Genomic DNA, 13,930 nt, shown 5'->3' on the forward strand with positions numbered 1-13,930 from the left:
CGGGCGTTTTTTTGTGCCCTGAAAAAATCAGGACTGACTGGATGGCGTCGGGGTTGCCGGCGTTACAGTCGGGGCAGTAGCAGCGTGCGTCGGCGCGGAGACCGAGTTGGCTGTCGAAGCGGTTGGCGCTGGCGTTGCAGGCTTGGCCGCGACGGCAGGCTTTGGCGCTGCTGGCTTTTTCGCTACAGCGGGCTTCTTGGCGGCGGCTGGTTTTGCCGCTGGCTTGGCAGCCACAGGTTTTGCCGTTGCAGCTTTTGCTGCAGCGGGCTTGGCAGCTGGTTTTGCCGCTGCGGTTTTAGCTGCTGGCTTCGCGGCGGGTTTTGCGACCGCCTTGGCTGCAGGTTTAGCCGCTGGCTTGGCAGCTGCTTTAGCGGCCACTGGCTTAGCCGCAGACTTGGCGGCCGGTTTGGCAGCAGCGGTTTTCGCCGCGGGCTTGGCAGCCGCTTTAGCCGCAGGTTTGGCAGCCGGCTTGGCAGCCGCTTTAACCAGAGGCTTGGCCGCTGTTTTCACAGCCGGTTTGGCGGCGGCGGTTTTGGCGGCAGGCTTGGCAGCGGGTTTAGCCGCGGCGGTTTTAGCCGGGGCCACTTTAGCGCCGGTGAGCTTTTCGATTTGCTTGGTCAGGGTATCGACCTTGCCGTGAAGCGTTTTCAACTCCGCTTTGCTGGGCACGCCCAATCGCGAAATAGCACTGTTGAGACGCTTGTCGAAAGTCTCTTCCAACTTGCCCCATGTATCCGAAATACTTGATTTGGCAGAACCGGCGCTCGCTTTTGCCGCCTCTACTTTTTTACCGACTGTGCTCTTGGTCAACTTCTCGGCCTTCTCGCCGTCCTTGACCAAAGTCTCGAAGTATTTGCCGCCGTCACTGCTAACCTTCGAGTACACGCCTAAACCAGCAAGCCAGATTTTACGGGAATATTTTTCAACTTCCCCGATCCACGAGCTGCCTTCTTTCTGAGTCGTCTTTTTAACAGCCATCCCGATGTCTCCTTAGTGTTTACGCGCGACACGTTCTAGCAATGCCGTCAGCTCTTCGAGCTTAGCAGAGAGTGTCTCAACGTCATGTTTAGACGCAATGCCGATCCGATTCAAGGCACTTGCAACACGCGTGTCAAAAGCTTTTTCAACTTTATCCAGTTGAACTTCAACCAGGCCTTTGACGCTTGAGACATTACTCTTTACTTGGTCAATCTGACTGTTGGCGGCATCAAGTTGTTCAACCACAACTTTTTTGCCTTTACTTTCAACATGTTGACCGGTCTTAACCAGCTCTTTGAAGTACTCGGTACCCTCGCTGCCGACCTTGGCATAGGCACCAAGGCCCGCCAGCCAGATCTTGCGGGCATAGCTTTTAACGTCACTCAGGGCGGTAGACTGAACGTCGATTTTTTTCTTCAAAATAACTTTGGCCATGGTGCACCTCACGCAGATTAGGGTCGAGGAACGGCCCGCAGGAGTTGAGGGCTTGGGCACAAAGTAGGGTGAAAAATTAGAATCGGCACCCTAAGAACACAGCCATCAGGCCAATGCCTTATCCAGGGCTTTCTCGATTTCAGACTTGATAGTGCCACTCATGGCCGACATCAACAGTCCCAGTTCCACATCAATGCGCAACGAATCATCCGCAACCACCACGGTGCCTTTAACCCCCGAACGCTTGAGGTTCAAGGTATCGCCGGACCACGACGGCTCCAGGCCGTATTGCTCCTTGAGTTTGTTCGCCAACTTCTCGGCCTTCGCGCGCGCGCCGTCCTTACCCAGGGTGTGCGCACGTTCAACGGTAATACGGGCCATTGCTATGACTCCTCTTTATAGCGACTGGAACACCTGCCATGCGGCAAAAGGTCTCGGTGACCGTCTATCTTACCTTCAGCCTTGCCAAGACAAAGCAGGCCTTGGGGATTATCATGTCCCGCATTCTCTTTTGGTGACAGCGATATGACTGATCAGCGCAAAGGCAGCGATGCCGAACCCACCACTCACTTCGGCTTCAAGAACGTCCCGGAAAGCCAGAAAGCGGAAAAAGTCGCTGAGGTGTTCCACTCCGTAGCCGCCAAGTACGACCTGATGAACGACGTGCTGTCGGGCGGCATGCACCGCCTGTGGAAACGCTTCACTATCGAACTGTCTGGCGTACGCACCGGCAACCGCGTGCTGGATATCGCCGGCGGTACGGGTGACCTGGCGGCCAAGTTCTCCAAGCTCGTCGGCCCTACCGGCCAGGTCGTGCTGGCGGACATCAATGGCTCGATGCTCAAGGTTGGCCGTGATCGCCTGCTGGATAAAGGTGTGGCCGGCAATATCGAGTTCGTCCAGGCCGACGCAGAAAAACTGCCGTTCCCGGACAACCATTTCGACTGCGTGACCATCGCCTTCGGCCTGCGCAACGTGACCCATAAAGAGGACGCGATCCGCTCGATGCTGCGCGTACTCAAGCCGGGCGGCCGCCTGCTCGTGCTGGAGTTCTCCAAGCCGACCAACGCGCTGATGTCCAAGGTCTACGACACTTACTCGTTCGCCTTCATGCCGCTGATGGGCAAGCTGATCACCAATGACGCCGAAAGCTACCGCTACCTGGCTGAATCGATCCGCATGCACCCCGACCAGGAAACCCTGAAGTCCATGATGGTAGAAGCCGGTTTCGACCGCGTGACCTACCACAACATGACCTCGGGTATCGTCGCCCTGCACCGCGGTATCAAGCCCTGATGCTGTTCGCCGGTCTTCTCGCCAGCGTTGAACACGGCCTTAACCGTGTACTGCGCCTGGACAGCACCGCCCTGGCGCGGCTCGCGCACTTGAACGGCAAAATCATTGCCGTAGATTGCCGCAGCCCTGCCTTGCAGCTGTTTATCCTGCCCAGCGATGAAGGCCTGCTGCTCGCCAGTGATTGGGCCGCCGAAGCCGACTGCACCCTGCGTGCGCCGGCGTCGAGCCTGTTGCACCTGGTGTTGAGTCGCAATAAAACCGCCATCCTGCACAGCCCTGAAGTGGAGCTGGAAGGCGACAGCGCGGTGCTGATGGACCTGGCCGCCGTGCTGCAAGACCTGGAACTGGATTGGGAATACGAGCTGTCGCGCTGGATCGGCCCCGTCGCCACCCAACTGATCAGCGGGCACCTGCGCAGCCGCGCGCGCTGGTACCAGCAGGGGTTCGCCAGCCTCAACCAGAACCTCGCCGAATACCTGAGCGAAGAATCGCGCACCCTGGTCGGAGAACGCGAAGCGCAAGCGCGCTTTCGCGAACTCGACAAGGCCAAAATCGACCTGGAACGCCTTGAGGCGCGCTTCGAGCGCCTGAGCCGGTCCCTTGATCCAAGCGATAACGCATGAAGCTGCTCGCCGTCCGCCGTTTGTTTCGTATCCAGCGCGTCGTAATCCGCTACCGCCTCGATGACCTGCTGTTCGCCCTGCCCTTGCCATGGTTTCTGCTGGCGGTGCGCTACATACTGCCGTGGCGCTGGTTCCCGCGCAAACCGCTGGAGCTGAGCCGTGGCGCGCGCCTGCGCCTGGCGTTGCAGGACCTGGGTCCGATCTTTATCAAATTCGGGCAGATCCTCTCCACCCGGCGCGACCTGCTACCGGAAGATATCGCCGACGAACTGATGCTGTTGCAGGACCGCGTACCGCCCTTCGACTCCCAGCAGTCGATGAAGCTGATCGAAGAACAGCTGGGCAAGAAAATCAGCGAAGTGTTCAGCCGCTTCGACGTCGAGCCGCTGGCCTCGGCCTCGGTCGCACAAGTGCACGCAGCGCAGCTCAAGACCGGCGAAGAAGTGGTGGTGAAGGTGATTCGCCCAGGCCTCAAGCCGATCATCGGTCAGGACCTGGCGTGGCTGTTCATCTTGGCCCGGGCCGCCGAACGCTTCTCTGCCGATGCGCGCCTGCTGCACCCGGTGGACGTGGTCGCCGACTACGAAAAAACCATCTACGACGAACTCGACCTGCTACGCGAAGCCGCCAACGCCAGCCAGCTCAAGCGCAACTTCGAAGGCTCATCGCTGCTGTACGTGCCGCAGGTGTATTGGGACTGGTGCCGCCCTAAAGTGCTGGTGATGGAGCGCATCTACGGCGTGCAGGTCACCGACCTCGCCACCCTGGCCGACCAGCGCACCGACATGAAGATGCTCGCCGAACGCGGTGTAGAGATCTTCTTCACCCAGGTGTTCCGCGACAGTTTCTTCCACGCCGACATGCACCCGGGCAACATCTTCGTCAGCACCGTGAACCCGTGGAGCCCGCAGTACATTGCGATCGACTGTGGCATCGTCGGCAGCCTGACCCCGGAAGACCAGGATTACCTGGCGCGTAACCTGTTCGCCTTCTTCAAGCGTGACTATCGCCGCGTGGCGCAATTGCACATTGATTCGGGCTGGGTGCCGGCGGAAACCAAGCTCAACGAATTCGAAGCAGCGATCCGCACGGTGTGCGAGCCAATCTTTGAAAAACCGTTAAAAGATATTTCATTCGGACAGGTGCTGATGCGCCTGTTCCAGACCGCGCGCCGCTTCAATATGGAAGTGCAGCCGCAGTTGGTCTTGCTGCAAAAAACCCTGCTCAACATCGAAGGCCTGGGCCGTCAGTTGTACCCGGACCTCGACCTGTGGAATACCGCGCAGCCGTTCCTCGAACGCTGGATGCGCGAGCGCGTCAGCCCGAAAACCCTGCTGGGCAACCTGCAAAGCCAAGTGGAGCAACTGCCGCACCTGGCCAACATGACCCGCGACCTGCTGGAACGGATGTCTCAGCCCCATGCCAAAGACCCCGCACCGCCATGGCAAACGCGCAAGGACGACTGGTTCCTGCGCCTGCTGGGTGCCGCGCACCTGGTCGGTGGCGTGATGCTGGCCATTGGCGGGCCGCTGAACCAACTGGGGCATTGGCCGGCGGGCATCATGGTCGCCGTGGGTGTTTATCTGATCGTGCGTCGATAACCCATCCGGTTATACACTGTCGCAAATTGCCGGAGCCGAACATGAAAGACTGGCTGGACGAGATCAAGTGGGACAGTGACGGCCTGGTGCCGGCCATTGCCCAGGACTACAAGACCGGGCGCGTACTGATGATGGCCTGGATGAACCGCGAGGCCCTGAGCCTCACCGCCACTGAGCAGCGCGCCATTTACTGGTCACGTTCGCGTGGCAAACTGTGGCGCAAGGGCGAAGAGTCCGGGCACGTGCAAACCCTGCACGAGATGCGCATCGACTGCGACGCCGACGTGGTGATCCTCAAGGTCGAGCAAATCGGCGATATCGCCTGCCACACCGGCCGTCACAGCTGCTTCTATCGCGTGTTCGAGAATGGCGAATGGAAGGTTGTGGAACCGGTGCTCAAAGACCCGCACGCCATTTACTCGGCAGGACACTGAACATGAGCGATACCCTGAACCGTGTGGCCCAGGTGCTGGAAGACCGCAAAGGCGCGGATGCCGACAGCTCCTATGTCGCCAGCCTGTACCACAAGGGCCTGAACAAGATTCTGGAAAAACTTGGCGAAGAATCCATCGAGACGATCATCGCCGCCAAAGACGCGCAGATCAGCGGTGATTGCAGCGATGTGATCTACGAAACCGCTGACTTATGGTTCCACAGTCTGGTCATGCTCGCCCAACTGGGGCAGCATCCACAGGCCGTGCTGGATGAACTGGACCGTCGCTTCGGCTTGTCCGGGCACGTCGAAAAGGCCTCGCGCCCGTCCGCCTGAATAACTTTTACAGAGGAATTGCAGCATGGGCATTTTTGACTGGAAACACTGGATCGTCATTCTCGTGGTGGTCGTTCTGGTATTCGGCACCAAGAAACTCAAGAACCTGGGCACCGACGTGGGCGAGTCGATCAAGGGCTTTCGCAAAGCCATGAACGATGATGAAAAGCCCGTCGACCCGGTGGTCAACCCGGTACCTCCGGCCCAGCCTGTGCACCCGCAGGCGACCCAGCCGATCACCGAGCGTCGTACCTTCGACGTGCAGGCTGAAAAAGTCGAAGAGCCGACCCGCAAAGACTCGTGAGCACTGACTAATGTTTGGTATCAGCTTCTCTGAACTGCTCCTCGTCGGCCTCGTGGCCCTGCTGGTACTGGGGCCGGAACGCCTGCCCGGTGCCGCACGCACGGCCGGCCTTTGGATCGGGCGCCTGAAACGCAGTTTCAACGCCATCAAACAGGAAGTTGAACGGGAAATCGGCGCCGACGAGATCCGCCGCCAACTGCACAACGAACATATTCTGTCGTTGGAGCAGGAAGCGCGGAAGATTTTGTCGCCGGTGCAAGAGCCGCCCAAACCGGCCGAGCACAGCATCGCACCACCGCCCGTGGCCGACGTTGCACCGGTGGTGGAACACACCCCCGCGCCGCCCGCTCACACCCCGACCGAGCCAGCGTCGACACCCGTTGCGTCGCCCGCTCCCCATGACCCTACATTGCCGCCGCGAGCCCCATGAGCGCTGATAAACCGGAAGACGACCATCACATGCCGCTGGTCTCGCACCTCACCGAGCTGCGTACCCGCCTGCTGCGTTGCGTAGCGGCCATCTTCATCATCTTTGCCGGGCTGTTCGCCTTCACCCAGCAAATCTATACCTTCGTCTCCACGCCGCTGCGCCAGTACCTGCCGGCCGGCGCGACGATGATCGCCACCGACGTGTCGTCGCCGTTCCTGACGCCGTTGAAGCTGACCATGATGGTCTCGCTGTTCCTGGCGATCCCGGTGATCCTGCATCAGATCTGGGGCTTTATCGCACCGGGCCTGTACAAGCACGAGAAGCGCATCGCGGTGCCGTTGCTGGTGTCGAGCATCCTGCTGTTCTACACCGGCATGGCCTTCGCCTACTTCCTGGTGTTCCCGCTGATCTTCAAATTCTTCGCCGCCGCCACCCCGGCCGGCGTGGAAATGATGACCGACATCACCAGCTACCTCGACTTCGTGATGACGCTGTTCTTCGCCTTCGGCGTGGCCTTTGAAATCCCGGTGGCCGTGGTGCTGCTGGTGTGGATTGGTGTGGTCGACGTCAAATACCTGAAGAAAGTCCGCCCGTACGTCATCATCGGCTGCTTCGTGGTCGGCATGATCCTCACGCCGCCGGACATCTTCTCGCAGACCCTGCTGGCTGTGCCGATGTGGATGCTGTTCGAAATCGGCATCCTGTTTGGCAGCCTGATCAGCAAGCGTGGCGACCACCCGGATGACCAACCCGCCGACGACGACCAGCCGCCAGCGACGCAGCCGTGAACCTGCTGCTGCTTGAAGAGGCCGACTTTATCGCGGCCGACCGGGTGATATTGCGTGATCGGCGCCTGGTGCACATGCAGGAAGTCCACCGCGCTGCGGTGGGCGACAACCTGCGCGTGGGCCGTATCGGCGGCCTGATGGGCAATGCGCAACTGCTGCGCCTGGAAGCCCTGGAAGCAGAGCTGCAAGTCAGCTTCGACCAACCGCCGCCGACCAAACTGCCCCTGACCCTGCTGCTCGCCCTGCCACGCCCCAAGATGCTGCGCCGGGTGCTGCAAACCGTGGCGGCGATGGGCGTACCGAAGGTGGTATTGGTCAACAGTTACCGGGTTGAAAAGAGCTTCTGGCAAACCCCGTTTCTGGAGCCTGAGGCGATTCGCGAGCAACTGATCCTCGGCCTGGAACAGGCACGGGACACCGTCCTGCCCGAAATCGTTATCGAAAAACGCTTCAAACCGTTTGTCGAAGATCGCCTGCCGGCCATGACCGAAGGCACCCTCGGCCTGATCGGCCATCCCGGCGATTACCCGGCCTGCCCCCGTGGGCTGGATACGCCTGTGACCCTGGCAATCGGCCCGGAAGGTGGCTGGATTCCTTACGAAGTGGACCTGCTGGCCAAGGCCGGCTTGCAACCGGTGCAACTTGGGGCACGAATCCTGCGCGTAGAAACCGCCGTCACCGCCCTGCTCGCCCGCCTCTTCTAACAACGCCAAACCCTGTGGGCGCGGGCTTGCTCGCGATAACGGTGGATCAGTCAGCCTATCTGCCACTGGTACACCGCTATCGCGAGCAAGCCCGCTCCCACAGTGGATGGGCGTCGCTACAGAATCTTCCTACGCGGCCGATAGCCTCTGAATAAGTCCAAGCCTTGTTCAAAGGGAGTTCGCCGTATGTATCGTTGGTTAGCCGAAAAACTGGGGAATGTGAGCGTCAATCGCAAGCTGAGCATTGGCTTTGGCCTGGTGTTGGTCCTGACGCTGTTGACCACCTTCACCGGTTGGACCGGCCTGGGTGATGTGATCAGTCGCGGCGACAAACTGGGCTTCATCTCCAGCCTCAACGGCCTGACCAAAGACCTGCGCCTGGCGCGCCTGGACTTTGAAATGCGTCGCGGCGAACAGGGCACGGATGCGGTCAACGGCCTGCTCACACAGCTGGACAACGGCCTGAAAACCGCGCAAGCCCTGATCGAGCAACCCGATGACAAGGCCCTGGTAGAACAACAGCTGGACGCCTTGAACCAATACAAAAAGGCCTTCACCACCATGGTGCAGGCGGGACTGAAGCGTGAAGGCGCCCGCAGCAAGCTCGGCGACACCGCCGACAACGCCGTGACCAAGATCAACGAGATCGAAGCCGCCTTGCTGCAAGGCGATAGCGTCACGCAGTTCAACAGCGTGGTCGACCTGAGCAAACTGATCCAGCAATCACGCTTCCAGGTTCGCGGCTACACCTACAGCGGCAAGACGGAGGCCGAACAGCCTGCCCTGGACGCTATCGACAACGCCCTGAAGAAAATCACCGAACTCCAAGGCCAATTGCCGGCCCAGTTTCAGGCCAATCTGCAAGAGGCCGGCGTCTCGCTGCAAGCCTACCGCGCCGCCGTCAGCCAATACCGCGACTCCCAGGTCGCCAGCGCTGCTGCCCTGAAAATCATGACCTCCCAAGGCGATATTCTGCTGGGCCACAGTGAGAAACTCACCACCTCGCAAACCGCCGTGCGCGATGCCGACGCCGCACACGCCAAACAACTGCTGCTGCTGGCCACCGTGCTGGCGCTGATCTTCGGCATGGTCGCCGCCTGGGCCATCACCCGTCAGATCGTCATTCCGCTGAACCAGACCCTCAATGTCGCTGAACGCGTAGCCTCCGGCGACCTGAGCCACAATCTGAACTCCGCGCGCCAGGACGAACTGGGCCAACTGCAACGCGCCATGCAAAGCATGACGGTCGGCCTGCGCGAATTGATCGGCGGCATCAGCGACGGCGTCACCCAGATCGCCAGCGCCGCCGAGCAACTGTCCGCCGTGACCGAGCAGACCAGCGCCGGGGTCAACAGCCAGAAGATCGAGACCGACCAGGTCGCCACCGCCATGAATGAAATGGCTGCGACCGTGCAGGAAGTGGCGCGCAACGCCGAGGAAGCCTCGGAAGCCGCCGTCGCCGCTGATCAGCAGGCCCGCGAGGGTGACAAGGTGGTCGGTGAAGCCATCGCTCAGATCGAGCGTTTGGCTACCGAGGTCGGCAATTCCACCGAGGCCATGAGCCATCTGAAACGCGAAAGCGACAAGATCGGCAGCGTGCTCGACGTGATCAAATCGGTGGCCCAGCAAACCAACTTGTTGGCACTCAACGCGGCGATTGAAGCGGCGCGTGCCGGTGAAGCCGGCCGCGGCTTCGCGGTGGTGGCCGATGAGGTGCGCAGCCTGGCCCAGCGCACCCAGAAGTCCACCGAAGAGATCGAAGAGCTGATCGTAGGCCTGCAAAGCGGCACCCAACAGGTAGCCACCATCATGGACAACAGCCGTGGCCTCACCGACAGCAGCGTCGAACTGACTCGTCGAGCCGGCAACGCACTGGGGAATATCACCCGCACGGTCTCGACCATTCAGGCGATGAACTCGCAGATTGCCACCGCCGCCGAGCAACAAAGCGCCGTGGCCGAAGAGATCAACCGCAGCGTGCTGAATGTGCGTGATGTCTCTGAACAAACCTCTTCGGCCAGTGAGGAAACAGCTGCATCCAGTGCGGAACTGGCGCGCCTGGGGATTTACCTGCAAACCCTGGTCGGCCGCTTCAAGGTTTGATCCCGTCGCGACGGCCATCATGGCCGTCGCCCTCACAGCTTGTGAAATTTCCTACGCGTTTTTCAGGTCGTGGATTACACACCTGGCGCCGAATAAAAGTAGCGTTTCAACTTCCCTGGCCCATGTCAGCCGGACCGTCGAAACGCTCCTTTTGATTCGTTGGAGGTTTACCATGATTCGTCCACTGATCCGCCTGTTAGGCAATCTCGGCATCACACTCAAACTTGCCCTGGGCTTTGGCCTGGTGCTCTGTCTTAGCCTGGTTATCGCGTCCACGGGCTGGCAGGCGTTGAACGCCTCGCTCGCACGCTCTCAGAAGCTGACCATCCTCTCGCAACTGGCTGTCGTCGGCGAAGAGCTGCGCGCCGATCGTATCGTTTACCGAACCCTCAGCGACCCGGCGAGCCTGGTCAAGATTGGTTTGCACATCGAAAAAATCGACGGTCTGCTGACGACGGTGTCACCGCTTTTTTCCGATCCGGTCAATCAACAGCAGGTGCAACAAAGCCGCCGCTTTGCGACCAGTTTCAAAACAGCCTTGGGTGGCCTGGAAAACTTGATCAAGCTGCGCGAAACCGCGCTGGAACAGCTCAAACTTGGCGCAGTACAGGCCAGCGATGCCCTGGCGCAGTTGTCCAGTGACCTGCCCAATCAGGACGACGAAAAAGCCCTCGATGCCGTAGAACAACTGCGTCAAGCCATGGAGCAAGCCTAAGATCGCGCGCGCAACCCTGCCTGGGCTTCGGCTTCGTTGGACAGTTACGCCAAAGGCGTCGATGAATCGATCCAGGCGCTTGACCGTGCAGAGGCCGCCGTGATGACACTGCCCGTTAACAACGTCGCGCTAAAGAGCACGTTGCTCGACTATCGCACGCAACTGGCGCGGCTCAAGGACGCACAGCTCACCACCGAGACCACCCAGAACCAGCTTGAGCAATGGCTGGATCAGTTGCTCACGGAAAGCGACCAGTTGAGCCAGGACCAAACCGCCAAACGCGACCAAGAAGCGGGTATCGCTCGCACCTTACTGCTCAATGTCACCGTAGCGGCGCTGTTAGTGGGTGCACTGGCCGCTTGGCTGATCGCCGTGCAGATCGTCAAACCGTTGCAACACGCGCTGTTGGCGGCCAATCGAGTCGCCCAGGGCGATCTGAGCCAGGACATCACAACCACTCGCCGGGATGAACTGGGGCAGCTGCAACGCAGCATCGGACAAATGACGGTCAACCTGCGCGGCTTGGTCGGCGGCATCGGCGATAGCGCGCGACAGATCGCCAGCGCTGCCGAGCAGTTGTCCAGCGTGACCGAACACTCGCGCGTCGGCGTCGAAGAGCAGAAACAGGAAACCGAACAGGTGGCCACGGCCATGAATGAAATGCTCGCCACCTCCCAGGAAGTTGCACGCCACGCCGAGCAAGCCTCGAACGCCGCCATCGAAGCCGATCAACAGGCAAGCGCGGGCGACCAGGTGGTGGCCGAGGCCATTGCTCAGATCGAGCACCTGGCCCAAGAGATGGCTCACTCAAGCCAGGCCATGCAAGGGCTGCGGCAGGAAAGCCAGAAGATCGGCAGTGTGCTGGAGGTGATCAAGTCGGTCTCGGAGCAAACCAACTTGCTGGCCCTCAACGCGGCCATCGAAGCCGCTCGCGCCGGTGAAGCCGGTAGAGGTTTTGCGGTAGTTGCCGATGAGGTACGCAGCCTGGCGCAACGCACCCAGCAGTCGGCCGAGGAAATTGAAGAGCTGATCGGCAGCCTGCAACGAGGCACACAGCGGGTCGCCGACATCATGGACAACAGTCGCAGCCTCACCGATAACAGCGTGCAACTAACCCGCCGCGCGGGGGACGCCCTGGCCAATATCACCCGCACGGTCTCCGTGATCCAGGAGATGAACCCCCAGATTGCCGCCGCTGCCGAGGAGCAAACGGCGGTTGCGGAAGAGATCAATCGCAGCGTGCTGAAGGTCAAGGATGTGTCGGAACAGACCTCTACCGCCAGTCAGGAGACCGCAGCGGCCAGTGTCGAACTGGCGCGTCTGGGCTCGGATTTGCAAGGCTGGGTGGGCAAGTTCACGGTGTAGAACCGTTACAGCACCTGACGCAGGAAGGCCTGGGCCCGTGGGTCTTTCGGCGCATCGAAGAACTCGGCCGGGGCCGCATCTTCCAGCAACTTGCCGTGATCGAAGAACAGCACCCGGTCCGCCACTTCGCGGGCAAAACCCATCTCGTGGGTGACGCAGACCATGGTCATGCCTTCCAGCGCCAGGGTCTTCATCACGTCCAGCACTTCGCCGACCATTTCCGGGTCCAGCGCCGAGGTGGGCTCATCAAACAGCATCACCTTGGGCTCCATGGCCAACGCGCGGGCGATCGCCACCCGCTGTTGCTGGCCACCGGACAACCGTGAGGGGAACTCGTTGGCCTTTTGCGCAATGCCGACTTTTTCCAGCAGCGCCAATGCCTTGGCTTCACGCTCTTGCTTGCCGCGCTTGCGCACGACTTTTTGCGCCAGGCACAGGTTTTCCAGCACGGTCATGTGGGGGAACAGGTTGAAGTGCTGGAACACCATGCCGACTTCGCGGCGATAGGCGTTCACGTCAGTCTTCGGGTCGGCCAGTTGCAGGCCGTCGATGCTCACCGAGCCTGCGTCAAACTCCTCCAACCCGTTAAGGCAGCGCAGAAAGGTGGATTTGCCCGAACCCGAAGGGCCGATCACCACCAGCACTTCACCCTTGGCGACTTGGGTGGTGACGTGGTCCACCGCGCGCACCACCTGACCACGGGTGTCGAAGACTTTTACCAGATCGCGGACTTCAATCACTTTGCGCGAGCCTCCGCTCAAGCCGGCTGGCCATTTTCGACAGCGGCAGGTTGATCAGCAGGTACAGGCCTGCCACACAGAACAGGATTTCAAACGGCGAAAACGAGGTGGTGATAACTTCACGACCACTTTTGAGCAACTCGGTAATCGCGATCACCGACACCAGGGACGTGTCTTTCACCAGGCTGATAAATTGCCCGGCCAGCGGCGGCAACACGCGCTTAAACGCTTGCGGCAACACCACGTGGCGCATCGACTGGCTGGCACTCAACCCCAGGGACCGTGCGGCTTCGTTCTGGCCACGGGTGATGGACTGCACGCCGGCGCGGACAATTTCCGCCACGTAAGCGCCGGTGAACAGCGACAACGCGGCGATCCCGGCGAATTCCCGGGACAGGTTGAGCACCGTTCCGATGAAGAAATAGAAAATAAAGATTTGCACCAATAGCGGCGTGCCGCGCACCAGCTCGACGTAGATCGTCGATAGATCGCGCAAGGTCGGGTTGCTGGACAGACGGCACAAGCCGGTTGCCAGGCCAATCACCAGCCCCAGAATTCCGGAGATGACCGACAGCCACAAGGTGGTCCACAAGCCCCACATCAGCGGGCCAAGCGCCCAATGCCGGGTTACGCCGATAACATCGCCTTCGGCCACGTCGTCACCGCGCGTCACTTGCAGGCTATTGTCGGCAACCGTCAGCTTTTGTTCGGCACCGGCATCATTGCGCAGGGTCACTTCGGCTACGTCGCCTTTGCGCACCAGTTCAATGACGGTGGAGATGTCGGCTGCACGCTGGGAGGTTTCGGCCTGATAGGCGAAGTACTGCGGTACGCGGTTCCAGCGCCATTCGTAGGACATCAGCGAGGTGGCGTAGTACAACGCGCCAGCCAGGCCAACCAGCACGACCACGGTCAGCAGGTGCCAGGGCCATTGGGCTTTTTTCTGTTTCATTTCAGCTTCCGGGATTGATGTCGCCTGTCAGGCCGCTTTCGCGAGCAAGCCCGCTCCCACACTTGACCGCATTCTCATGTTGGAACTCGGTCAAGTGTGGGAGCGGGCTTGCTCGCGAAAGGCGCGA

Annotated in this window: 16 protein-coding genes and 2 pseudogenes; 13 read left to right on the forward strand and 5 right to left on the reverse strand. The window is 60.4% G+C overall.

The genetic code is table 11. From position 1 onward, the window contains the following. Positions 1-27: 27 nt before the first annotated feature. The 3 genes from ACDZ94_RS06535 to ACDZ94_RS06545 form a co-directional block, all read right to left on the reverse strand. Positions 28-978: a phasin family protein gene (locus ACDZ94_RS06535; protein ID WP_221293734.1), complete on the reverse strand. Its 951-nt coding sequence runs from the start codon at positions 976-978 to the stop codon at positions 28-30. Positions 979-990: 12 nt separating this feature from the next. Then, positions 991-1,413, reverse strand: coding sequence for a phasin family protein (locus tag ACDZ94_RS06540; protein ID WP_064450292.1), 423 nt, complete (start codon positions 1,411-1,413; stop codon positions 991-993). 105 nt (positions 1,414-1,518) lie between these two features. Continuing rightward, positions 1,519-1,794, reverse strand: coding sequence for a polyhydroxyalkanoic acid system family protein (locus ACDZ94_RS06545; protein WP_407015919.1), 276 nt, complete (start codon positions 1,792-1,794; stop codon positions 1,519-1,521). Positions 1,795-1,938: 144 nt separating this feature from the next. On the opposite strand from ACDZ94_RS06545, the gene ubiE reads away from it, so the two are divergent. The 13 genes and pseudogenes from ubiE (at position 1,939) to ACDZ94_RS06610 (ending at position 12,111) form a co-directional block, all read left to right on the forward strand. Further along, entirely contained in the window at positions 1,939-2,709 is a 771-nt protein-coding gene (gene ubiE, locus ACDZ94_RS06550) for a bifunctional demethylmenaquinone methyltransferase/2-methoxy-6-polyprenyl-1,4-benzoquinol methylase UbiE (RefSeq protein WP_003171186.1), read from the forward strand. Further along, positions 2,709-3,332 (forward strand): ubiquinone biosynthesis accessory factor UbiJ, encoded by a 624-nt coding sequence (locus ACDZ94_RS06555; protein WP_064450291.1) that lies wholly within the window; start codon positions 2,709-2,711, stop codon positions 3,330-3,332. The genes ubiE and ACDZ94_RS06555 overlap by 1 nt, the downstream gene beginning before the upstream one ends. Further along, on the forward strand, positions 3,329-4,933 hold the full coding sequence (gene ubiB / locus ACDZ94_RS06560) for a ubiquinone biosynthesis regulatory protein kinase UbiB (protein ID WP_432751221.1): 1,605 nt from the start codon (positions 3,329-3,331) through the stop codon (positions 4,931-4,933). The genes ACDZ94_RS06555 and ubiB overlap by 4 nt, the downstream gene beginning before the upstream one ends. Positions 4,934-4,974: 41 nt before the next feature. Next, positions 4,975-5,367, forward strand: coding sequence for a phosphoribosyl-AMP cyclohydrolase (gene hisI, locus ACDZ94_RS06565; protein WP_012721796.1), 393 nt, complete (start codon positions 4,975-4,977; stop codon positions 5,365-5,367). A gap of 2 nt (positions 5,368-5,369) precedes the next feature. Beyond that, positions 5,370-5,702 (forward strand): phosphoribosyl-ATP diphosphatase, encoded by a 333-nt coding sequence (locus ACDZ94_RS06570; RefSeq protein WP_053253935.1) that lies wholly within the window; start codon positions 5,370-5,372, stop codon positions 5,700-5,702. A gap of 25 nt (positions 5,703-5,727) precedes the next feature. Then, complete coding sequence (locus ACDZ94_RS06575) at positions 5,728-6,006, forward strand: twin-arginine translocase TatA/TatE family subunit (protein WP_064450289.1); 279 nt, start codon at positions 5,728-5,730, stop codon at positions 6,004-6,006. Positions 6,007-6,016: 10 nt separating this feature from the next. After that, entirely contained in the window at positions 6,017-6,436 is a 420-nt protein-coding gene (gene tatB / locus ACDZ94_RS06580; RefSeq protein ID WP_407015920.1) for a Sec-independent protein translocase protein TatB, read from the forward strand. Beyond that, positions 6,433-7,224 (forward strand): twin-arginine translocase subunit TatC, encoded by a 792-nt coding sequence (gene tatC, locus ACDZ94_RS06585; protein ID WP_064450287.1) that lies wholly within the window; start codon positions 6,433-6,435, stop codon positions 7,222-7,224. The genes tatB and tatC overlap by 4 nt, the downstream gene beginning before the upstream one ends. Beyond that, on the forward strand, positions 7,221-7,928 hold the full coding sequence (locus ACDZ94_RS06590; protein ID WP_064450286.1) for a 16S rRNA (uracil(1498)-N(3))-methyltransferase: 708 nt from the start codon (positions 7,221-7,223) through the stop codon (positions 7,926-7,928). The genes tatC and ACDZ94_RS06590 overlap by 4 nt, the downstream gene beginning before the upstream one ends. Before the next feature lie 186 nt (positions 7,929-8,114). Continuing rightward, positions 8,115-9,125 (forward strand): annotated as a pseudogene (locus tag ACDZ94_RS06595) (methyl-accepting chemotaxis protein); the annotation flags it as partial. A 201-nt stretch (positions 9,126-9,326) separates the two neighbouring features. Continuing rightward, positions 9,327-10,031, forward strand: a complete 705-nt coding sequence (locus ACDZ94_RS06600; protein ID WP_432751486.1) for a methyl-accepting chemotaxis protein — start codon at positions 9,327-9,329, stop codon at positions 10,029-10,031. Between the two features lie 172 nt (positions 10,032-10,203). Then, a pseudogene (locus ACDZ94_RS06605) lies at positions 10,204-10,986 on the forward strand (methyl-accepting chemotaxis protein); the annotation flags it as partial. Positions 10,987-11,118: 132 nt separating this feature from the next. Next, positions 11,119-12,111: a methyl-accepting chemotaxis protein gene (locus tag ACDZ94_RS06610; protein WP_432751487.1), complete on the forward strand. Its 993-nt coding sequence runs from the start codon at positions 11,119-11,121 to the stop codon at positions 12,109-12,111. 5 nt (positions 12,112-12,116) lie between these two features. Here the strand turns inward: ACDZ94_RS06610 and ACDZ94_RS06615 are convergent, their stop codons facing one another. Together ACDZ94_RS06615 and ACDZ94_RS06620 are read right to left on the reverse strand one after the other, a co-directional pair. Continuing rightward, positions 12,117-12,851 carry an amino acid ABC transporter ATP-binding protein gene (locus ACDZ94_RS06615; protein WP_064450283.1) on the reverse strand — a complete coding sequence of 245 codons (735 nt, stop codon included), beginning with the start codon at positions 12,849-12,851 and terminating at the stop codon, positions 12,117-12,119. Further along, the gene (locus tag ACDZ94_RS06620; RefSeq protein ID WP_432751222.1) at positions 12,844-13,803 is read right to left on the reverse strand and encodes an amino acid ABC transporter permease; all 960 of its coding nucleotides are present in this window, start codon (positions 13,801-13,803) and stop codon (positions 12,844-12,846) included. Before ACDZ94_RS06620 ends, ACDZ94_RS06615 begins: the two co-directional genes overlap by 8 nt. Positions 13,804-13,930: the final 127 nt, after the last annotated feature.

The organism is Pseudomonas sp. UBT (assembly GCF_050915955.1).
GTDB classification, from domain to species: Bacteria; Pseudomonadota; Gammaproteobacteria; order Pseudomonadales; family Pseudomonadaceae; genus Aquipseudomonas; species Aquipseudomonas antarctica_A.

What these genes read in the sequence shown, in the direction of transcription:
- ACDZ94_RS06575 (WP_064450289.1), top strand. Translation starts at nt 5,728, where the DNA reads ATGGGCATTTTTGACTGGAAACACTGGATCGTCATTCTCGTGGTGGTC.
- ACDZ94_RS06545 (WP_407015919.1), bottom strand. Translation starts at nt 1,794, where the DNA reads ATGGCCCGTATTACCGTTGAACGTGCGCACACCCTGGGTAAGGACGGC.
- tatB (WP_407015920.1), top strand. Translation starts at nt 6,017, where the DNA reads ATGTTTGGTATCAGCTTCTCTGAACTGCTCCTCGTCGGCCTCGTGGCC.
- hisI (WP_012721796.1), top strand. Translation starts at nt 4,975, where the DNA reads ATGAAAGACTGGCTGGACGAGATCAAGTGGGACAGTGACGGCCTGGTG.
- ACDZ94_RS06570 (WP_053253935.1), top strand. Translation starts at nt 5,370, where the DNA reads ATGAGCGATACCCTGAACCGTGTGGCCCAGGTGCTGGAAGACCGCAAA.
- ubiE (WP_003171186.1), top strand. Translation starts at nt 1,939, where the DNA reads ATGACTGATCAGCGCAAAGGCAGCGATGCCGAACCCACCACTCACTTC.
- ACDZ94_RS06600 (WP_432751486.1), top strand. Translation starts at nt 9,327, where the DNA reads ATGGCTGCGACCGTGCAGGAAGTGGCGCGCAACGCCGAGGAAGCCTCG.
- ubiB (WP_432751221.1), top strand. Translation starts at nt 3,329, where the DNA reads ATGAAGCTGCTCGCCGTCCGCCGTTTGTTTCGTATCCAGCGCGTCGTA.
- ACDZ94_RS06555 (WP_064450291.1), top strand. Translation starts at nt 2,709, where the DNA reads ATGCTGTTCGCCGGTCTTCTCGCCAGCGTTGAACACGGCCTTAACCGT.
- tatC (WP_064450287.1), top strand. Translation starts at nt 6,433, where the DNA reads ATGAGCGCTGATAAACCGGAAGACGACCATCACATGCCGCTGGTCTCG.
- ACDZ94_RS06535 (WP_221293734.1), bottom strand. Translation starts at nt 978, where the DNA reads ATGGCTGTTAAAAAGACGACTCAGAAAGAAGGCAGCTCGTGGATCGGG.
- ACDZ94_RS06620 (WP_432751222.1), bottom strand. Translation starts at nt 13,803, where the DNA reads ATGAAACAGAAAAAAGCCCAATGGCCCTGGCACCTGCTGACCGTGGTC.
- ACDZ94_RS06540 (WP_064450292.1), bottom strand. Translation starts at nt 1,413, where the DNA reads ATGGCCAAAGTTATTTTGAAGAAAAAAATCGACGTTCAGTCTACCGCC.